The 20,419-nt window shown below is 46.2% G+C and carries 13 protein-coding genes and 1 pseudogene; 8 read left to right on the top strand and 6 right to left on the bottom strand.

What is annotated here, in order from left to right:
• Positions 1 to 78 precede the first annotated feature (78 nt).
• The 4 genes and pseudogenes from melR to ompV all read left to right on the top strand — a co-directional run bounded on the left by melR (position 79) and on the right by ompV (position 3,972).
• Entirely contained in the window at positions 79 to 1,005 is a 927-nt protein-coding gene (gene melR / locus B5D35_RS17190; protein ID WP_280174688.1) for a transcriptional regulator MelR, read from the top strand.
• Positions 1,006 to 1,158: 153 nt separating this feature from the next.
• Positions 1,159 to 1,773: pseudogene (locus B5D35_RS17195) on the top strand (winged helix-turn-helix domain-containing protein); the annotation flags it as partial.
• Positions 1,774 to 1,775: 2 nt separating this feature from the next.
• On the top strand, positions 1,776 to 3,080 hold the full coding sequence (locus B5D35_RS17200) for an ATP-binding protein (RefSeq protein ID WP_078753768.1): 1,305 nt from the start codon (positions 1,776 to 1,778) through the stop codon (positions 3,078 to 3,080).
• Between the two features lie 115 nt (positions 3,081 to 3,195).
• Complete coding sequence (ompV, locus tag B5D35_RS17205; protein WP_078753769.1) at positions 3,196 to 3,972, top strand: outer membrane protein OmpV; 777 nt, start codon at positions 3,196 to 3,198, stop codon at positions 3,970 to 3,972.
• Between the two features lie 134 nt (positions 3,973 to 4,106).
• Here ompV and B5D35_RS17210 read toward each other — a convergent pair whose 3' ends face one another.
• The gene (locus tag B5D35_RS17210) at positions 4,107 to 5,033 is read right to left on the bottom strand and encodes a mechanosensitive ion channel family protein (RefSeq protein WP_078753770.1); all 927 of its coding nucleotides are present in this window, start codon (positions 5,031 to 5,033) and stop codon (positions 4,107 to 4,109) included.
• 54 nt (positions 5,034 to 5,087) lie between these two features.
• Between B5D35_RS17210 and B5D35_RS24105 the strand changes: the two genes are divergently transcribed.
• Positions 5,088 to 5,411 carry a hypothetical protein gene (locus B5D35_RS24105; protein WP_139367798.1) on the top strand — a complete coding sequence of 108 codons (324 nt, stop codon included), beginning with the start codon at positions 5,088 to 5,090 and terminating at the stop codon, positions 5,409 to 5,411.
• A 175-nt stretch (positions 5,412 to 5,586) separates the two neighbouring features.
• Here the strand turns inward: B5D35_RS24105 and B5D35_RS17215 are convergent, their stop codons facing one another.
• The 3 genes from B5D35_RS17215 to B5D35_RS17225 all read right to left on the bottom strand — a co-directional run bounded on the left by B5D35_RS17215 (position 5,587) and on the right by B5D35_RS17225 (position 11,762).
• On the bottom strand, positions 5,587 to 9,588 hold the full coding sequence (locus tag B5D35_RS17215; protein ID WP_078753771.1) for a tetratricopeptide repeat protein: 4,002 nt from the start codon (positions 9,586 to 9,588) through the stop codon (positions 5,587 to 5,589).
• 290 nt (positions 9,589 to 9,878) lie between these two features.
• A complete protein-coding gene (locus B5D35_RS17220) occupies positions 9,879 to 11,075 on the bottom strand; it encodes an acetate/propionate family kinase (protein WP_078753772.1) in 1,197 nt (398 codons plus the stop codon).
• Positions 11,076 to 11,300: 225 nt separating this feature from the next.
• Positions 11,301 to 11,762, bottom strand: a complete 462-nt coding sequence (locus B5D35_RS17225; RefSeq protein WP_078753773.1) for a TetR family transcriptional regulator — start codon at positions 11,760 to 11,762, stop codon at positions 11,301 to 11,303.
• 468 nt (positions 11,763 to 12,230) lie between these two features.
• On the opposite strand from B5D35_RS17225, the gene B5D35_RS17230 reads away from it, so the two are divergent.
• Together B5D35_RS17230 and B5D35_RS17235 are read left to right on the top strand one after the other, a co-directional pair.
• The gene (locus B5D35_RS17230; RefSeq protein ID WP_078753774.1) at positions 12,231 to 13,877 is read left to right on the top strand and encodes an AMP-binding protein; all 1,647 of its coding nucleotides are present in this window, start codon (positions 12,231 to 12,233) and stop codon (positions 13,875 to 13,877) included.
• Between the two features lie 248 nt (positions 13,878 to 14,125).
• The gene (locus B5D35_RS17235; RefSeq protein WP_078753775.1) at positions 14,126 to 14,422 is read left to right on the top strand and encodes a DUF406 family protein; all 297 of its coding nucleotides are present in this window, start codon (positions 14,126 to 14,128) and stop codon (positions 14,420 to 14,422) included.
• A 52-nt stretch (positions 14,423 to 14,474) separates the two neighbouring features.
• Here B5D35_RS17235 and B5D35_RS17240 read toward each other — a convergent pair whose 3' ends face one another.
• Entirely contained in the window at positions 14,475 to 18,533 is a 4,059-nt protein-coding gene (locus B5D35_RS17240; protein WP_078753776.1) for a hybrid sensor histidine kinase/response regulator, read from the bottom strand.
• A gap of 251 nt (positions 18,534 to 18,784) precedes the next feature.
• Here B5D35_RS17240 and B5D35_RS17245 point away from each other — a divergent pair, with 251 nt between their 5' ends.
• Positions 18,785 to 19,663 carry a DMT family transporter gene (locus B5D35_RS17245; protein WP_078753777.1) on the top strand — a complete coding sequence of 293 codons (879 nt, stop codon included), beginning with the start codon at positions 18,785 to 18,787 and terminating at the stop codon, positions 19,661 to 19,663.
• 56 nt (positions 19,664 to 19,719) lie between these two features.
• Here the strand turns inward: B5D35_RS17245 and B5D35_RS17250 are convergent, their stop codons facing one another.
• Positions 19,720 to 20,328, bottom strand: coding sequence for a DNA-J related domain-containing protein (locus B5D35_RS17250; protein ID WP_078753778.1), 609 nt, complete (start codon positions 20,326 to 20,328; stop codon positions 19,720 to 19,722).
• Between the last annotated feature and the right edge of the window lie 91 nt (positions 20,329 to 20,419).

Below are 20,419 nucleotides of genomic sequence, written 5' to 3' on the forward strand. Positions count from 1 at the left end.
ATCAAAGCGCTGAACAAGCTTACAGGACTGGGTATGCCTGAAACTCAGTATATTGCTTAAGAACCGAACAACTTTAGGCTGCCATGTCTTCCAACCGAATTAAGCAACAAAGCCCCACAGATGCACTATACCGACGACAACGTATCGGTAAGTCCGCTCTCGCTTTATTCTTCCTACGAACAAATCGATATCGAATTGCGTACACCGCATAGCATGCCAGTCTCACATTGGCATGGTCAGATAGAGATGAACATTCCGTTTGGCGATGATATTGATTACATCATCAACGGAGAGACCGTGACTATTCGCAATGGGCATGTGGGATTGTTTTGGGCATCCGTACCCCACAGGCTCACAGATGCAGGAAACAGCCACAATATGGGCATTATCAACATTCCCATTCATATATTTTTATCCTGGCCTCTCAGCCGAGAACTCATTAACCAAGTAACGCATGGTGTTGTACTTCAATCAGATTCATCGTGCCTTGTCAGTGAGTTTGAAATTCAACGCTGGGAGAGAGAAACGAAACTGCCCGATGCCAACCGCAGACAGCTATCTGCCGACGAGATATGTTTAATGCTAAAGCGTATCTGCTTAGACGGTTGGTCATCACTATTAAATGGACATGCTGAGCGGGCTAACCAGAATGGCGTATCTAAGCATTCTCAGTTTTATGTCAGCCAAATGTTGGAGTACATCGCTTCCCACCATGATACCCCGCTCACTGTCAATCAAATCGCTTCACATGTCGGCTTGCACGCGAACTACGCAATGGGATTGTTTCAACGCGTGATGCAGATGACAATCAAGCAATACATCACCGCCATGCGCGTGAACCACGCACGCGCCCTGCTAAGTGATACCGAGCGAACGATTTTGGATATATCCCTTACGGTCGGGTTCAATTCTTCCAGTCGGTTTTATCAAACGTTCCAAACCTACCCTGGTGTGACACCCAAGCAGTATCGAAACCTCAGTCGAAACAATCAAAAACGGGGATAGCGTGCGAAAAGGCGCTTTCGCGTGTCGGCTTTACCTTTTTTGATTCACGCATTCAAACTTAATGACCACTTTATTGCTGATGCTGTGCTACAACAGTTTGTAGGCCATATCGTTTACAAGAGCATTTAGGACGTCAAATGTTACCCACTCCCCGCCTTTTTATCGGAACAGCCCGACATCGTGATGTTAGATATAATGCTGCCTGATATTGACGGCCTGACAATATGCCGACAGATCCGCCCACAATTTTCTGGCAAAGTACTCATGCTGACAGCCAGTGATGATGATTTTGACCACGTAGCTGCATTGGAAATCGGCGCCGATGACTTTGTTACCAAACCGATAAAACCGAGAGTTTTGCTTGCTCGGTTACGCGTGTTGATACGCCGAGAACACCATCAACCCAAGACAGCGGAACACTCGCCATCAATCGCGCTGAACACTTTGGTTTATGGCAATTTATCGCTAAATAAATCTCGAAAATGGTGTGCATTGGCAGATAAGCATATCCCCTTATCAGACAGTGAATTTGATCTCTTATGGCTGCTCGCTGAATCGGCGGATGAGGTGTTATCCAGAGACACATTAACCCGTGCAGTGAGAGGCATTGAATACGATGGATTGGATCGCACCATTGACAACAAAGTGGTCAGTTTGCGCAAAAAACTTGGCGACAACCCCACCTCGCCGTGTCGCATAATTACTGTCAGAGGGAAGGGTTACCTTTTTGTGCCTGACGTCTGGTACGACTTTAAACACAACGTTTAACTATGTGGCGAATTTATATCGAATCATTTGTTGGGCTGCTTTTTCTTTTCATTGTCAGTCTGTTTGCCTTTGACTTCTTTGTCTACAAACTCAATCCGGATTATGACTATATACTGGAAGACATGCAGGCCGCCGCCTTTCAGCATGTAATAAGCACCTTGTCTGAACCACAGGACAGCGAGTTTAGAGCACAATTACTGGACAACTATGCCGAATCCACCGCCAGCACCTTGAACATTGTGCCAGTGAATGTGGTCCCCAAAGAGGTGCAGAACCACTTCGCACTGAATCCACCCCCCAACCCTTATTCCTTTAACGACGACGATCGGGCACTTTGGCTCACCTTTCCTGACTCAGACGTCTTCTATCATATCGCCCCCGATGAGACGGCTTTGGTCCGGCAGAATATTGAATTTAGTGATTCACTGTTTTTCGTTTTCATCACAATCGGCTTTTTAGTTTATTCAAGCTGGCTTATCTGGTTTATCGGGCGCAGGATGCGCGCTTTGCAGCGCGTGACGGCGGAATTCGCCAAGGGAAACTTAAACGTGCGAGCACCCACCAACAGTGGTAGCAAAGTGGGCAAGATGAACGAAAGCTTCAATGATATGGCTGACAAAATATCCCAGCTCATTACCAGCAACCGTTCTCTGACCCAAGCCGTCGCACATGACCTTCGGACACCGATATTTCGTATTCAATGGCAAGCAGAAATTATGCATGAAGAAGCTAACACCCCTGCGCTAAAGGAAAAAATCGCGAGCATTATCGAAGACACTGAGGAAATGGAGCAGTTGGTCGATGCACTGCTTTATTTTGCGAAAGTTGGCCGTCAGGACGTACCGCTCAACAAAGAAGATATTGTGGCCCAGCCATTTATCGAGTATTTGGTTGGTCGCCTCCCTAACCCACAACACCGCAAAATAGACGTAATGGTTGAGCCTGACATCGCGTTTTGGGCTGATAAAAACTTACTAAAGCGGGCGATTGAAAACGTGTTGCTCAATGCCTTGCGATACTCCGTCTCGTCAGTGACAGTGCGTTGTTATCGACACGCAAAAACCGTTGAGGTCCTAGTCGAAGACGATGGTTCCGGCGTTCCAGAGCAATTTCGTGAATGCGTCTTTGAACCCTTTTTTAGCGTTGACCCTTCAAGAAACAAAGCCAATATGGGACACGGGTTAGGATTGGCCATTGTTAAACTGATTTTAGAGAAACATGATGGTCAGGTAACCTTCGAAGCGTGCCCCTCCGGCGGTGCCAGGCTCGTTCTTACCGTTCCAAGCCAAGACGCTGACATACAGTGACAAAGCAAAGACAAAAGAACCACAAAGCAATCACAAGCCAATGACACACTGACCCTTTTGTCAGTCTGATTGATTTTGTACGGTGTTCATATGACGCACAACTAAGGACAGCATCATGAAGAACATTGCAGTTTTATTCTCTACGCTTGCCGCAGCCTCAGCTGTTCATGCCGCGGGAGAAGCATATATTTTAAACGGCAATATCTACACCAAACAAAATACATGGATAGTGGAAGCAGGCGTTGCTGGCACCAGTGATCTCTATAAAGAACAAGATGACTCGGTCGTACCACTTTTGAATTTTGGCTACCACGGTGATGACTTCAACATCGATTTTAGTGGCGCAAACTATCGCGTCTACGGTACAGACAGTGATCGGGTAAATATCGGCGTCCTTCTGACAAGCTCAGGGCTCGCATATGACGATGACACCTCAGATGCGTTAAAAGGCATGGATGACAAAGACTTGAGTATCGACCTCGGCTTGAACGCTGATTTTAGGCTTGGCACTGGCGTGATTTCTACCTATTTCCAACACGATATATCGGGTGCCTACAAAGGGTATCTGGCTGGCGCAAGATACTTCGATATTACTACCATTGGTGATGCAGACTTGGTCTCCTTCGCCGGCGTGATGCTTCAAAGCAAAGACTTTGTCGACTACTATTTTGGCGTCAACCTAAACGAAGTGCGTGCCAATCGCCCAGCCTACACAGGGGGAGCCAGTCTAGCTTATGAATTGGGGTACAAACTGATTTATCCGCTCAATGAAAACTGGAACCTGACGCAGTCAACTCAATACACACGCTTAAGCAGCGAAGTTGCTGACTCTCCGATTGTCGACAGCGCAAATCAGTGGCTGGTTGGTGCGACCATCGCCTATCACTTCTAAAACAACAAAAAATCGACCAACTCATTTTCGAAAAGACGAAAAAACGAAAAAACCGCTGTTACTCGCGGCTTTTCGTTTGGCCATTCTGTTCCACCTGCGAAAGCAGAAAATCGACCTAATCCACAGTCAGGAGACTACACCTGTGCCGTACTGCCAAACGCATGCACGCTGGCTGCCTGCTCAGAGCCTGCTTGATAGGGTTCCATATGAACCCGGAAATGATGGGTTTTGATCCCTGCCGCCTGAAAGCGCATCGCAATACCGGTTCGGGTATCACTGGCAAGGTTCCAAGCCCTAGAAGGGGAATTTGTCCAACCAGCAACCCAACATTGGTAAGCATCTTTATTGAGGTCCATCACCCAAAAATCTGGCGGATCTTGGGAGATAAAGTGCTTACTGTTCTGCACAGATTCAATCGCCAATTGCCGGACGAGCTCTAAGTCGCTATCGAAGGAAGTATAAAACTCTACATGCACCCAGATATAGGAGTCGTTATAGGTCAAGCTCTCCAATTCCAACGACAGCATTTTGCTACTCGGTATGATCAACCGCTTCCAGTTCCAGAGCTTAATGATCGTGTGATTCAGGCTAATGTCCTCTACTGTGCCGTATTGGTTTTCAACCACGACGGTATCACCAACCCGAATAGCCTTGGAAAGAGAAAGCACCACACCCGCAATGATATTTTCGATAACAGGTTTTGCCGCAAAACCAAGTACCGTGGTGGAAACAGCAACCACGAGTGAAACCATCGCGGCGGGCATAGCGTTCAGAAAGGGAAGCGACAACGCGAGACCTAGTACGATAAAAATGAAGAAAAAGGTGATCTTTCGGATAATCGAAAAGCGGTTTTCTATTTTTTCTACGGCCGCATCAATCTCGCCGAACTGGCTTTCTGATTTCGGGATAGAGGTATGAACACTGTTGAAGCTCTTCAAGCGTCGCAGCCGTTTTTCCCGGTTCGATTTAGACTTCAATAACGCGGATGCAGCCCACCAGATAACAACAATACCGACCACACTGACCGTACCGAGGTAGATCGTTAGGTTATCTATCACCATTTCACTCCACTCCCTTGCCAATGTTCATGAAGAATCGATTTCATCAGCCATTTAATGCCCATCAACACCGATATCGGGTTCTCGCATCATTTCGCTGAACGGTTGGTATTCACTGCTTTGTCTGCGTATGAAAGTGCGTCACTCAATGCTGCAATTTCACAAGTTTGCATGCGTGATTGCCTGAGAGAATTTTCAATTTCCCTCGCTGTTTTCTCACGTCTGTCGCACACCTTTACGAATGATAAATCGCGCTTGTTGATTCTCTGCATGGTAGGCGTGACCAAGGACAAAAACCAGTGCAGTGTCGCACTGCACACGTTTACTATCGATATCGCGACATCGAGGAACTTGACGCACTCAATTCAATACACACGTTAGGCAACTGACTGACTTTCTAGAAAGTAAAAAAGCCGCAGGTTTTCACCCGCGGCTTCTTAATATCAAATATTGAGGTTGCTAATTACTTAGCAAAACCTTCTGCTTGCGATGCAATAACGAATTCTTCGTTGGTTGGTACAACCATTGCCACAGCGCCCAACATTCTTTTTTCAATCTAGGAATGAAGTAAATCAAAACCGAGTCTTTCCGCCACCGAATATAGCCATTTGGGAAGGTTCTGGTTCTTGCTTTCTTGGTATTGATGCCACTCTTTTTGCCATTGTTCAGCATTTGGTAGGCAGCCCAATGCAAACAGCCTTGCACACAGAAGATGATAGTAGCTTTCCAAGCTCACCTGCTGGTTCCTTTTGAAGCTTTGGTAGTTGGCATGCAGTATGTTCAGCTCTGAAAGTTCCGTTTCTCCTTCGATGAAATTACTCATCCAGCGCTGTATAAAAGCCAATTTCTCGGACTGTTCGTGATTTAAATACGACACCCAACGCGAAACGTCCGTGTCAACGCTAGTTTCCTCCTCGCAATTCAGCCAACCGATAAGTCGGGATGACACTAGTAAGTTGCAATAGACAAACGCATGGCGTTGAGGCAGCTCTTCCACCAGAGGCTGAAGCAAACTCTCCGCACGCTTGGCATAGGTCAACGATGCTTGATATTCACCTACGCCAGACAAATGGCTGGCATAATTGCTTAAAGACGCGGCCAAATCCGACAAATAGCGCTGCGGGCTCACCTCAGCCAACTGCTCACATAAATACAAAGCGCGCTCGGCAGACTCCATCGCCAACTGATATTCACCAACGCCAGACAAATGGCTGGCATAATTGCTTAAAGACGTGGCTAAATCCGACAAATAGCGCTGCGGGCTTACTTCAGCCAATTGCTCCCTTATCTCCAAAGCGCGCTCGGCAGACTCTATCGCCACCTGATATTCGCCAACGTTAGACAAATGGCTGGCATAATTATTTAAAGAGGTGGCTAAACCCGGTAAATAGCGCTGCGGGCTTTCCTCAGCCAGTTGTTCTCTTATCTCCAAAGCGCGCTCGGCATACTGCTTTGCCATCTGATATTCACCGACCTCAGACAAATGGCCAGCATAATTGCTTAAAGACGTGGCTAAATCCGGTAGATAGCGCTGCGGACTCTCCTCAGCCAGTTGTTCTCTTATCGCCAAAGCGCGCTCGGCATACTGCTTTGCCACCTGATATTCACCAACCTCAGACAAATGGCCGGCACAATTACTTAAAGACGTAGCTGAATCCGGTAAATAGCGCTGCGGGCTCTCCTCTGTCAGTTGTTCATATATTGCCACTGCTTGTTCTGTGTGCTGCTTTGCCAATTGATGTTGGCCAATTCTCGCCAAAGAGGCGGAAAAGTTAGTCGCAGTTCGAGCCAGTTCGCTTTGGGTTTGGGCTCTTTTCTTGTGGCTGACCTTGCTCGCCTTTTTTAAAGCATGGTCAAACAGTACCTTGTCTGCTGCACAAACCAGATAATTTAGTGCCGTTGAGTCGTAGGTCACCAAGTCTTTAATTTGTGCTGCCACAGAATGCTGGGTGTTTTTCGCTAAATGGGAAAACGCCTGCTCCGCCAAACGAGGCAGACAGCTGTTTGCTTCTTGCGCCACTTTGATGAGCGAAGGCACCAGGCCTGAAAAGTTATTGGTAAAGGCCTGTGTTAACGCTGGCTGGATTTCCGCTCGATAGTCAGCTACCCGAGCCAATATGGTCAGGGCATGTTCCTTCATTTGTTGGGACGAATTTGCGCCAAGCACCACATCCAGCAAGGTATCCCCGCCAGCGAGAACGATGGCTCCTGATACCAACTCTTCACCCAATAGGTCCGGTCTTATAGCCTGCAACCCCTGCGCCCCAGGATAGAGTGGTGCCAGACAATCGAACAAGTTGCTAAACTCTCTAGGAGAGAGGTTGCTATCATCGACACCCCGCCAAAAACTCGATGCTTCTCGGGCAGTCCTAAAGTTTCCGGCCAGTGTCACCAGTGCCAATAGCTTTTTTGCCTGCTTGCTGTTGGCCACGGACTGATTACTATTGAGTGCTGCAGCCCAATAGCGCTGCTCATGATTCAGTATCGCTTTGGTAATACTGCTGGCAGCACTTGGCTGCTCTCCGTGCAGTGTCAGCAATGCTAGCATTTGGATATACAGCGGCTTGGCAAAATGCGCTGCAGTAAGACTAGGCTGACTGCGGGGCGCTTTTACCGATAAGACGTTGGCATAGGCTTGCAAAGCACTTTGAAACGCACTTTGTCTCTGTTGCACTGCTTCGTAAAGAGAATGGATAGTAACTGGCCCTGTCGTCGCTTGCCCAAGGAGTAAAGGCTCTGTCACCGTATCTTTTGTCGGCAGGTTATCCCACCATTCACCACTGTCACGTGCTAACAACAATATTCGGACGCGCGATTGATACTGCCCGCTTAGTACATGTTTCAAGAGCCCGATCAACTCATCCGTTCGGGTCTCCGCGTAATCGAATATCAGCAAATTAGGTTTATCTGGTTCGAGGCAAGCACTGTTGCTTAGTTTGGTGGCAAGCTCAGACGTATAAAACCCGGCGTTCCACCCTTGTTGTTGGAGGCGTTTAGCCAACTCGTTGGCAAGGCGGGTTTTTCCGACACCCCCTGCTCCGCGCAACAAGTGTACCGCCAATGAGTACGGTTTTTCCTGCGCCCAGTGCACCAACTGCTCCAATTCGGGCTCTCGATGGGTGTCAAACGGAACGATTTCTTCTCCCGCGCGCAATAACACCGACACGGCCCTGCCTGCATCGGGTTGCCACACGGATGTCAGGGTCGTCAATCGCGGCTTTTGTTGCGGTGTTGCTATGTCAGAAGGTGTTTTATATTCAGTTGGAGAAGAGGTAACATGAGGAGGTGTACTATTGACCACCCCTTTTTTAAGATCCCAGCCAAATGCCTGAACCGCCGTTTCTGCACAATGTGCCCATGTGTATGCGGCTAACTTTGATTTTAGTTTTTTTGCTTTGATTTTTGCACTTATCGTGTCCCGAGCAATCTCAGTGATCGCTCGATTCACACACTCAAGGTCACTGTCTGAAAAATATGGCGCTTGAGTCGAACCGCTTATATCTACAGGCCATGTAAACCCGTTAGCGCATCCCGGATGAGCTTCTTCTAGAAGCTGATATACACCGCTCCCCTCACTCAAAATAAGAGGAATTTCTGCGGCGATTGCCTCCCAAGCGACTAAACCAAACCCTTCATGCCAAGACGGCATCGCCGCTGCTGATGTCGACTTTAACTCATCAAACAACTCATCTCTGTCAGTGGTGTAAGGTAGTGGGTTAATATTAATGACCCTGCCAGCATACTCTTCTGCAAATTGTTTTAATGCGAATTCTGACTGCGCGTATGCATCGGCGTCGTTTTCAAAACTCACGCCTCTCAGTAGCAACTTAGAGGTAATGAGATTTTTGGGCTCTTTACTATCAACGGCGCGTTTCACTGCTGCCGCACATGCAGCAACAGCTAGCTGACCCTGCTTTATCTTGGATGCGTCTTTATCTAGACGCCCACTGACAAACATAGAAAAAGTTTTTGGCGGGGTATTTCTCGGATCGATATCTGCAAGGCCGGGGATCAACATGTTAATATCGTCACTCCCGGTTAAATCATCAAGCGCATCTCTTAATAAGGGACCAATCGCAAGCTTAATGCTCGCTGCTTTAAAAATCCGCTTTTGCTGCTTGATCTTCGCATCGCGTGATGCTGCATTTTCAGCAACGCTTTCATAATGGTCGTAACTCATGTGATGAATCACAGCAGATCTGCCACGTGCCTGCTCAGCGACCAAATTTGCGATTTCACCGCTGATCCTATCATGGCCCAGAAAGACGGTTCTTTCCTCATCTAACGATAGGTGTTTTTCCTCCGCCAGCTTATTGAGTACGATTTGTGCAGTGTCGTGAGACTCGGGTTTATAGTGAGCTTTTAGTAATAGAATACCTTGACTATCTGCGTCTTGAACTTCTTTCGATTCGCAATCTAAAACAACGCATACTACAGTGAGTGAATCTTGGTACGCAGTTTTTAAACCCACCAAAAAATCTGTATTGAATGCGTTAATTCCACCTTTGGTATAACCCCAACTATCGGTGAACGCGACAAGTGTATAACCTTTTTCCATAATCTCTCTATACTTGGTTTTAGCCAATCCGACGAGCACAACACCAGCCAATATATTTGAGAGAAATACGCTACGTCTACCTTTCTTCTCTATTTAAATTCAATTAGTTGCGGCTCATCAAGTTGCCCAGGCTTTCTTACGCCTAGTATCTGCGCGCACGCTCGCTTATTGGGTAATGCCTAAGAGATATCTCGCAGCAACTTTGCAGATTCCATGAATCAACGGCAGAAAGTAAAAAAGCCGCAGGTTTTCACCCGCGGCTTCTTAATATCAAATATTGAGGTTGCTAATTACTTAGCAAAACCTTCTGCTTGCGATGCAATAACGAATTCTTCGTTGGTTGGTACAACCATTGCCACTGCGCCCAGCATTTCAGATTTCGCGATGATTCCGCCGTTACCAAAACGTGCCGCTTCGTTGCCCGCTTCATCTTCCACAAAGCCCAGCAATTTTAGATTCTTCAGAATTTCACGGCGAATTGGCAGCGAGTTTTCACCGATACCGCCAGTGAAGATGATTGCATCTAAGCTATCAAGTGGGATCAGGTAAGAGCCGATGTATTTTGATACGCGGTAGGTGAACACTTCAAACGCCAGTTTCGCGCCTTCGTGGCCACTGTCCATTGCTTCAAGAATACCACGCGCATCTGACGTCAGACCTGACACACCCAAGAAACCTGATTTCTTGTTCAGTGCATCAAATACTTGTTCTTGGCTCCAGCCTTTTTTCAGCAAGAACTCAATGATACCTGGGTCAAGGTCACCACAACGCGTGCCCATCATCAAACCAGACAGTGGTGTGAAGCCCATAGACGTATCGACAGATTGGCCGTTGCGTACTGCACAAACAGACGCGCCATTACCCAAGTGAACAGAAATGAAGTTTGCTTCATCAATATTCTTGTTCAGTTGTTTCGCCGCTTCGCGGCTTACAAAGTAGTGGCTGGTGCCGTGGAAACCGTAACGACGAATACCATAATCCGTGTATAGCTCGTTGGCGATAGCACCGGTATACGCTTTTTGAGGCATAGATTGGTGGAATGCCGTATCGAAAACAGCAACTTGAGGCAGACTTGGGAAAGCGGTCATCGCAGCACGGATACCCATTACGTTTGCTGGGTTGTGCAAAGGAGCCAAGTCACTCATCGCTTCAATTTCTTCGATAACAGCGTCGTTTAGCAAGGTTGCATCAGCAAATTTCTCGCCGCCGTGAACCACACGGTGACCAATCGCAACCAATTGTTCGCCAACGTTCATGCTTTCAACCAGTTCAACAATGATGCCGACGGCTTTCTCGTGGTGATTGCCACCTTCTTCCAGCATCAGTTCTTGCTTCTCGCCGTCACGCTTCCAACTAATGCGCGCATCTTCAAGACCGAAGCACTCGCCAAGACCAGAAAGAATGGCTTCGCCCGTTTGTGCATCCATCAATGCGAATTTAAGAGAGGAACTGCCCGCGTTAAGGACAAGTACTAGTGAATTGCTCATGAAAAATCTCGTTGGCAAAGGGGGTAACTAGAGTTCAGTTGCTCATTATTAAATTATTTTTGAATAATTCAACAATTAATTGAAAGATTAAACAGTTTTTATCGTTTTACTGTTTCAGATCAAAAACGCATTGGGTGTGGGACAAACTGAAAAATGGGAACACGGCTCTATAGAGACAAAAAGCGCCGAGAAGGCGCTTTCATTGTGGGGGATTGTAGCACGTCTTTATGCCATGGTGAGAAGGGATTTTCCGACCAACCATTCTAGGTCTTTTTCGAACTCTTCACCGTACCGATCACAGCACACATCATGCAATTTTCGGCTTGCGTGGCTGGTGAAATCTGCTGCATTTTCTGATGAGACTGTATGCAAGAAAAACAGACGTAAAACCGCAGTAAATCGATTGTCTGAACGCAGCGCCGTTAGCCAGCTTTCAATAAATGTGCGCTGATCTCCTTCGAGATCTAACTTCTCAATTAAAATCCCCAACAAACGGTCATCTAAACGGGTGATAAAATCCGTTTTCTTGGGAAAATGGTGGCTAATGCCTGTACGCGAAATCCCGGTTTGTTGGCTTAATGTCGTGTATGACATTCTGTCGTAACCTAGCGTGACTAACTGATCGACCACAGCATCAAGAATCAACCGAATCGTAACTTCTGTATCTTCCTTGCTTCTTTTTGGCATAACAATATCCCTGGTTCCTGGCTTCCTTCACCTGCAACTGCAAGTTCAGTGATTAAACACGCTGATCGCTTTTAGAGTTTATCCACTCGTTTTTTTACTACTGAATCAGCGATACGTGGTGCTGATAAATAAATGAGTTTTACCGACCACCGCTCCCTCAATTCAGCAATATTAAAGATAGTACAAGTGTGTATTTTACGAGTAAGTGTTTGGCAATTTTGTAAGAACCGTGAACAGGGTTCGGTTTGTTAAAAAAACTTTGTTACATCGCGCAATAACTCAACAAATACAGGATGTTATCCTGTAATTCATATTGAATTGTAATGTGTGCGTGTCGCTACCCACGTCAAAATTTGAACACGTGTTTGAATATTTATCTTGACCCAAGCCCTATTCAGCACCTAATTTAACACTTTAATAACATTCGAGATTTATCGTACTTTTCCCTACAGCTATATGGAGTCCTACATGGCTCAATCAAAACCATACCAACAGATGCTCCGCTGGGCGAAAGAGCGCCCAAACGAGATTTTCCTCAGACAAATCATCAACCGACAGTTTCAGGACTTCTCTTATTCAGATGTCGTTGATCAAGCCTTACGGATTGTGACGGCGCTTAGGGGTATGGGGTTGCAGCCCGGAGATAAAGTGGCGCTCATTTCCAAAAACTGTGCAGAATGGTTTATCGCCGATCTCGCCATGATGCTAGGCAGCTATATTAGCGTTCCAGTATTCCCGACCGCCGGCGATGAGACTATTGGTCATTGTTTAGACCACAGCGAAGCCAAAGCAATATTCGTTGGAAAGCTTGACGACACCAAAGCGTTGAAAGCGACCCTAGAGACACGCGACAAAATTCCTTCCATTGCCTTTCCTTATCCAACCATCAATTGCGGTTACGATTGGGCTGATTTGGTTAACGAAAACGATCGCGCCGAAGTGAACCCTGATCATCAGGATGATGATTTAATGTCTATCGTCTATACATCGGGCACATCCGGGCTACCTAAAGGAGCCATGTTAACCTACGGTGCCTACGCATGGTCTGCGCAACGCTTAATAGACCATATTGGTATGAAAGAAGGCGAACGCTTGTTCTCCTACTTGCCGTTAGCGCACATCACCGAACGTGTCTATATCATGGGTTCTGCAATGATGGCCGGAATCTGCACGGCGTTTCCTGAATCTCTGGAGACCTTCATCGACGATGTTAAAATGCAGCGACCTACCTTGTTTATTTCTGTGCCTCGCCTTTGGACTCTCTTCCAGCAACGTATCCAAGAGAAATTGCCTGACAGAAAGCTCAACATCCTAATGAAGATCCCTATCTTGTCCGGCGTGATCAAAAAGAAAGTGGCGGTTAATTTAGGATTGGATCAGGCAAGAGTGTTGGGTTGTGGCTCTGCCCCCGTCTCTGCGGCCCTACTCCGCTGGTACGAACGCATAGGGCTGAACATCACTGAAGCGTGGGGAATGACCGAATCATTCGCCTACAGCACACTGAATTACCCTTTCCGTAGCGACAAAATTGGCTCTGTTGGCAATGCCGGCCCCGGTATAGAGCTTAAAATTGCTGCGGACGGTGAGATATTGGTTGCAGGCGATGGGTTATTTAACGGCTACTACAAAAACCCAGAAGCATCAGCGGAAACCATTGTCGACGGTTGGTTGCACACAGGCGACATTGGCAGCTTAGACAATGATGGTTATCTCACCATTCAAGGCCGGAAAAACGACACGTTTAAAACCGCTAAGGGTAAGTTCGTCAACCCTGTTCCCATAGAGAAACGCTTGTTCGAACTGAGTAATATCGAAATGATGTGCTTGGTTGGCTCGGGATTGCCCGGCCCTATTTTGCTCGCATTACCACACCACTTCCCTCACTTTGACCGGGCGCGATATGAACGAAGAGTCAAACTCGTTATCGACACCATCAACAGTGAGTTGGAGTCACACGCGAAAATTAAAGGCGTGTACATGATTAAAGACCCGTGGAGCATCGAGAATGGCTTACTGACGCCAACGCTAAAAATACGTAGACACCTACTGGAGAAAAAGTATCACGACATTGGTGTTAATTGGCCATCTGGCACGCTTGTGCAGTGGGAAGAATAAAGAGTTATTTTGAGAAAAGCGGGCTTCAAGCCCGCTTTTTTGTGGGAAGATTTCAGCGGTTTAGCGATAAACCCAGACTATCTGAAAGTATTCGGATTGCCGTTGTTTACGTTTAATATTCAAATTCATCATTTTCAGCTTGCTAAGTAGCCCTACTTTTTGCACCATTATTTGTAGTAATATTACAAACAATTCCTACAAATCCAGCCAGCATTCCAATTCAAAGCTGGAGAATAAGAGAGTAAGTTATGAGCCAAGAAGAAAACCAAGTTTGTGAAGCTTGCGGCGTTACCGCTGAAATGGGTTTTGTGATCGGGGAAGGTGATGAAGTCGCTGAAGTCTCCATCTTTGCAGCAGATAAAGAATCTGCCATCGCAGAATTCAAGAACTACCTCGCACTAGCAAAACAAGTGAATGAGAACGTGGAGCATGACTTGAACGAAAGTGCCGAGTTTTCTGTTGACCCTCTGACAGTACGATTAAAGTTCGAATGCAGCGCAGAAAAGCTGATTTTCGAACTGCGCAGCCGCTCTTTAGCTAAATAATTGAAAAAGGCCGCTTTGCGGCCTTTTTAACGTCTGTTTATTCTTTTATCTATCAGTACAAAGTCGATGTGTTTTCTTCTTCAGCACCCAAAGACGTTAACACCACATCAAGTTTCTTCGCTGCAATTTCGTATTCGAATTTACGAATGGCATTTTCGACATCGGATAAATCAACGTCCATGCTTTTCGAGCTTTCTTTTATACCGGTTATAAAATCTACCGCCTGTGTATCGAAGTTGCTGAGTAATATTTTCAACTGTTCAAGCTCAATTCTAAACTCTCGTGGCGTATAGCCGGCGAAGCCTTGCGGGCCCCTCGACTTCTCATCTTTTGCTGCCGTTGTGGGAATGTATCCTTTAATTTCCACCAAACATTCTTTTATTTTATCCAGTAAACTGGCTTCCATTTTCACGTCGCTGCTGCCTGCTTGGTCTTCAAGGTTCCCCGCGAGTACCGCTAACCCTTTCGCAGACACATTCGCTGCTGCACCTTTCAAAGAATGGGCAAACATTTCCACTTCACCACGCTTTTGGTTCTCTAAGGCCTTCTTCATTTTGTCTATCGCAGCCAGTTTTGATTCTGTGAACGCAGTAATCACTTTCCAATAGGCTTCAACGTTACCGCCTATTCGTCCAATACCTTCATTGGCATCCAGAACAAGTGGATCGATATCAGTGATGCTCTGCGCTTTTGATTCAGCCGCTTTTTGTCCGTTCAACACCACTGAGGTTTTTACCGCCTCTTTCGATGCTGTCGTCCAACGCGCTATCGCAGAAATCAGCTCATCAACATCAATGGGTTTGGATACATGGTCATTCATGCCCGCTTCTTTGCACTGTTTAACATCGAGTTCCATTGCATTCGCGGTCATCGCGACAATCGGCATACCCGCTAAGGACTCAATTTCCCGAATTTTCTGGGTTGCGGTCACGCCATCCATCACAGGCATTTGCATGTCCATCAGTACAATATCGAAAGATTGTGCTTGCACCATATCGAGCGCAATTTGGCCATTATCTGCCACTTCAATGGTTGGATTAAACTGTTCCAGAATACCTTTCGCCACCTCTTGGTTAATCATATTGTCTTCAACCAAGAGGATTCTCAGTCCAGTGAAGTCATTATTGTCTTGCTGATTTTCATCTTCAGTCTCTCTGCCATTCAGCAGTTTCAACTCTTCTTCCCCAAATGCTTCCATCAATGCATCAAACAAAGAAGAAGGGTTGATGGGCTTGACGAGTGATGCATCAAACAAGTTCTGTATGTCGTCGCTAATTAACCCCGCATCTTCGCCATAGGCACTGGCAAGTATCACCTTCGGAACCTTGTTCAGGTTGAGTTCTTGAATCTGCATGGTCGCTTCGTCGCCATTTATGCCCGGCATTTTCCAATCCATGACAACCACATCAAAGCCGTCGTTACCTTTGTCTGCACTTTCTACTTCGTACACGGCCTCCTCACCGTTCGACACGGCGGCTACCCGCAGATCTAGGTTATCTAACAGTGCATACATAATGTCGCGAGAGGCTTGATTATCATCAACCACGAGTACACGTTTGTTGTTGAGTATCGTAGATTTGGCAACTTGCTCTTTGATGCTGGATTCACTGCGGCCACAACGAATGGTGAACGAGAACGTTGAACCTTTTCCGGGTTCACTTTCTACCCAAATTCGCCCGCCCATGAGTTCGACAAAACTCTTAGATATCGTTAGACCTAAGCCCGTACCGCCGTATTTCCTCGTGATAGAACCATCCGCCTGAGAGAACGACTGGAACAAGCGCCCCAGTTGGTCTTCCGACATACCAATACCCGAATCCTGAATATCAAACTGAATTTCGACGATATCATCGCTACTGGTCACTTTACGCGCACGAATAATTATTTCGCCACTATCGGTAAACTTCACCGAGTTACCTGTCAGGTTGATGATAATTTGCCCTAGGCGTAACGGATCGCCCACCAAGTCATCCGGTAAATCAGGATCAATATCGAAAATCAGCTCCAGTTCTTTTTCTTTCGCTTTGACAGAGATGATATTGCTGATGTTATCCAGCACTTCACTAAACTTGAACTCAATATGCTCAACCGTCAGCTTGCCCGCTTCAATTTTTGAGAAGTCCAAGATGTCATTGATAATGCCAAGCAAGGACTTACCCGCTTTTTCAATGTTCGACACATAATTACGCTGCTTGTCATTCAACTCCGTTAATAACGCTAAATGTGACATCCCCAAAATAGCGTTCATGGGTGTCCGAATTTCGTGACTCATGTTTGCGAGAAATTCGCCTTTTGCTTTACTGGCTTCGGTTGCTTGGTCTTTCGCCGATATAAGGTCAGATTCCAATCGTTTTTGCGTTGTCACATCAACAAACAAGCCAACGATACCTAATGGCTCGCCATCCCCGCCGTAATACGTAGCTTCATAGACTGTGATGTTACGTGTTTCACCATTGGCGTTGTTCAGTTCAATGTCATAAACCTGAGAGCCAGGGCATTCGAGCAACGCCTTCTCTTTATAAGTAAACATGGTTGCAACGTCTTCAGGAAAAAGCTCTACGGGTGATTTGTCGACAACATCGACATAAAACAACCCAAGGAAATCGGTGAAGGCGTCATTCACACCAATGTACGTACCACTGGTATCACGAAAATAGGTGGGGTTAGGGATTGCGTTGATGATCTGTTGATTCAGTTTCAACTGTTCTGAAACGCGTTGCTCCGCCTCCAATTGCAATTCAGCATTGATCGTCAATTGAATGCCGACGGCCAAATCTTCACGCGCTTCTGTTAACCAATCAATTTCCTTATCCGACAAACTGCGTACAGAGCCTAACTCCAAGACACCGACCATGTCGTTATTAACCATGAGCGGAATAAAATACATCTCTCCAAGCATGAGGTTTCCGACAGGCAGAGAAAGCGAAAATTTCTCTTCTTCGTTGCGGATCCGTAGGAATTTTTTCGTCAGCATTATCGTACGGTGTAGGGAGACGGCTTCCGCTTCCATTTCTTTCGACTTCTCATCAATACCTACACCGCCAACAAGACTAAGCTTTTCGTTGCGGTTAACGTATATCGCCACATAAGGTAGCTCCAGACGTTGAGAAAAGAAGTTCGCTACCTGAAGGCCTAAATCTTTTGTATCAACACAGCCTCGGATCAAGTCAGAGAACGCCTTAATTTGGCGACTGAATTCAAAGCGTTCGGCAATTTCAGCTAACACCTCATTTTGTGCGGCTGCCAAGTCTTTCAGTTCACCTTGGCTTTCAACATCCAATTTGAACTCGAATTGTTTGTCTTTTACCTTGCTGACTATATTTCTGCGAATGTTATCCAGTGGTTTAAGGAAGCGATACCAAAGCAATACGGTAGTTGTCATCACTGTGATGATTAATGCAAAGGCCATGAAAATGGCAATACCATCCATGTTTCGCTTCTCTTGATTCAGTGCATCCAACTTTGACTGGGTGTCGATATCAATCGTGTCGTAAAAAGCACCTATCGGACCCATTATTTTGTTTTTTTCATGAATGTATTCAGGGCCAAACAGCATTTGTTGTGCCAATTTGGGGTCAGGGATAATACGCTCAATACCACGGGCCGTTTTCTTTTTCCCTTGGATAATATTCATCGCGGTATCTTCAATCGAGCTAAGCTCTTGCGAACGAACGATCGCTTGCGTTAAAAATGCAAGATGGGACTCGCTCGTCCCTGCATCACGTAATCGACTGAGAATTGACAGGTATTCGGGGCGAATTGGGATATCAGGCTCATGCACATCAAAGCCGGGATCAGAAATTTCATACCAATAGTCGAAATTATAGCTTTGCGGAGGCGGTAAGTTACCGTCACGAATGCCTTTCACACGCTCGTAGAGAAAACGCCATTTCTTGTTCGTGGTGATCGAGTAATTCCGTGCGAAGCGCGTTAGCAAATCCGAGCTGGTTTTCAGTTCGATAGCGAGCGCATATTGCAACTGGCGCTGTTCATACAGATTTTTAATGTCGTTGCTCAGTGCGCTAGAACGAAGATTTGCAAAGATGATAGAAACGCCAAGAACAAGAATAAAACCCATCAAAGCAAAAAAGACATGGCGAATAGATCTCATTTCGTCTCCACGATCCCATAATAGTGACACTCATATCAAATAAGCGTAGACCGGGAGTTCTCGTTGATAAAGTGAGAAAAAGCAAAAGCCTGTTCGCGCTCACCTCTGTTCCCATTGCAGCGACGGCTTACAACACTTTATTATTTTTAATTGCTGGAAGTGTATAAATGGCCTTTTCGTACTGTATGGAGAGACACATCACGAAAAATCGCCAATTAAGATCAAAACTACGCACAGTCAAGGAGATACGGATGTCACCCATTTACAAAGGCACTATCACAATGATTGTGGGAGTGTCCATTCTCAGCGTCGATGGTCTATTGATCCGGCTTATCGAGTCGTCTGGTTGGACATTGCTGTTTTGGCGAGGTTTATTATCTGCCGCCGTCATCCTGCTCGTGATGTTCATAAAACAACCCGCTGAAACCCGCAGAGTCATAGTGAACCCTTCCCCTATTCTCCTTTTAGGCTCGCTTGCATTTTCGATATCAACAATCTGTTTCGTTCTCTCCATCGATCACACTCAGGTTGCTAGTACTTTAATCATTATCAATATCAGTCCTTTAATTTGCGCCGCACTCGCATTTGTGTTTTTAAAGGAGAGATTGGAGGTCAAAACCCTCGTCGCCATTTTGGCTGCAGTCGCTGGTGTGATGTTCGTTTTTGCAGGCAAAACTATGCCATCGGCGTCGTTTGGTAACCTAATGGCACTGATCACCGCGGTTATGCTCGCGACCTATTTTGTCGTACTGAGAAAAAACCAAAGTGAAAATGCCGCGATGTATTTGGTTCTTGGCGGACTGAGCACTGCGCTCATTTCCTATTTCGCTGGCGCGAAACCGTTTGAGCTCACGTCACAAGAATGGATATATACCTTGATTCTCTGTGTTGGGGTTGTTCCCATCTCGTTCATGCTTATTTCATCAGGCCCCCGCTATCTCCCAGCCGCTCACGCCAACCTGTTTATGTTGCTAGAGGCAATTCTCGGTCCATTGTTCGTTTGGATTGCACTCGGGGAAGTCCCGACTCAAAACGTTCTGATTGGAGGTGGGATCATCTTCGCTACCTTGCTGGTTTTTACAATGTCAGCCGCCCACACCAAAAAGCGATTAAACAAAAAGCCCGGCTAATTGCCAGGCTTAAACATGTCGCACAAATAATTTTTCGTATAAAACGTGGGTTCTATCTACATCCTTAAGCTCTGCCACGCTTCACACATTGTTCTGAATTTCGCAGCGTCGCCTTCCGGACGATCGGGGTGCCATTTCAAGGCCATTTTGCGCCATTGGCGTCGAATTTCGTTGTCGGATGCTTTTTCTGAAAGGCCGAGGGCAATCAGAGCATTCCGACGCTCAACCGTTGTTTCACTACAGTGACCGACATGACGTTGATAGCGCTTCCCAAAAGACGCAAGCAGCTCCCTGACATCCTCAATTTGAGAATCGTAATTTGTCCAATCCATGTAGTATTCACGTAGAGGGTCTTCGCGATTAACTTCATGTTGAACAAATCCTGAGCCTACTCCTCTCAACATCAGCTTAATGTCCATCGACTCAACTTGGAGCCACTGTTGAGGTAACAACGTTTCCTGAAGTTGGTATAAGGCATTCATAATGAGAAAGTTGCGTTTGAACAAATCAAGTTGGGGATCATCATCGAGGTGATCCATGATGGTTTTCTTTTTTAGCTCCGCCATCAAGTAATGCACTTTCCAACTTTGGGTAGATGCTTCCAGCACACTTAAAATTGGCCAGATCAGAGGGTTATCAATTTCATCGCGTTGTTCTGCTAGCATACAACCTTATCTCCTTTCGACCTCATGTCGTACATATAAGACATTAATCCATAATTGCGTGATCTGCCTGAGAATTTCCATTCTTATGCTC

Source organism: Enterovibrio nigricans DSM 22720, assembly GCF_900167155.1.
Classification (GTDB): Bacteria; Pseudomonadota; Gammaproteobacteria; order Enterobacterales; family Vibrionaceae; genus Enterovibrio; species Enterovibrio nigricans.

What these genes read in the sequence shown, in the direction of transcription:
- B5D35_RS17200 (WP_078753768.1), top strand. Translation starts at nt 1,776, where the DNA reads ATGTGGCGAATTTATATCGAATCATTTGTTGGGCTGCTTTTTCTTTTC.
- ompV (WP_078753769.1), top strand. Translation starts at nt 3,196, where the DNA reads ATGAAGAACATTGCAGTTTTATTCTCTACGCTTGCCGCAGCCTCAGCT.
- B5D35_RS17210 (WP_078753770.1), bottom strand. Translation starts at nt 5,033, where the DNA reads ATGGTGATAGATAACCTAACGATCTACCTCGGTACGGTCAGTGTGGTC.
- B5D35_RS24105 (WP_139367798.1), top strand. Translation starts at nt 5,088, where the DNA reads ATGCCCATCAACACCGATATCGGGTTCTCGCATCATTTCGCTGAACGG.
- B5D35_RS17215 (WP_078753771.1), bottom strand. Translation starts at nt 9,588, where the DNA reads ATGGAAAAAGGTTATACACTTGTCGCGTTCACCGATAGTTGGGGTTAT.
- B5D35_RS17220 (WP_078753772.1), bottom strand. Translation starts at nt 11,075, where the DNA reads ATGAGCAATTCACTAGTACTTGTCCTTAACGCGGGCAGTTCCTCTCTT.
- B5D35_RS17225 (WP_078753773.1), bottom strand. Translation starts at nt 11,762, where the DNA reads ATGCCAAAAAGAAGCAAGGAAGATACAGAAGTTACGATTCGGTTGATT.
- B5D35_RS17230 (WP_078753774.1), top strand. Translation starts at nt 12,231, where the DNA reads ATGGCTCAATCAAAACCATACCAACAGATGCTCCGCTGGGCGAAAGAG.
- B5D35_RS17235 (WP_078753775.1), top strand. Translation starts at nt 14,126, where the DNA reads ATGAGCCAAGAAGAAAACCAAGTTTGTGAAGCTTGCGGCGTTACCGCT.
- B5D35_RS17240 (WP_078753776.1), bottom strand. Translation starts at nt 18,533, where the DNA reads ATGAGATCTATTCGCCATGTCTTTTTTGCTTTGATGGGTTTTATTCTT.
- B5D35_RS17245 (WP_078753777.1), top strand. Translation starts at nt 18,785, where the DNA reads ATGTCACCCATTTACAAAGGCACTATCACAATGATTGTGGGAGTGTCC.
- B5D35_RS17250 (WP_078753778.1), bottom strand. Translation starts at nt 20,328, where the DNA reads ATGCTAGCAGAACAACGCGATGAAATTGATAACCCTCTGATCTGGCCA.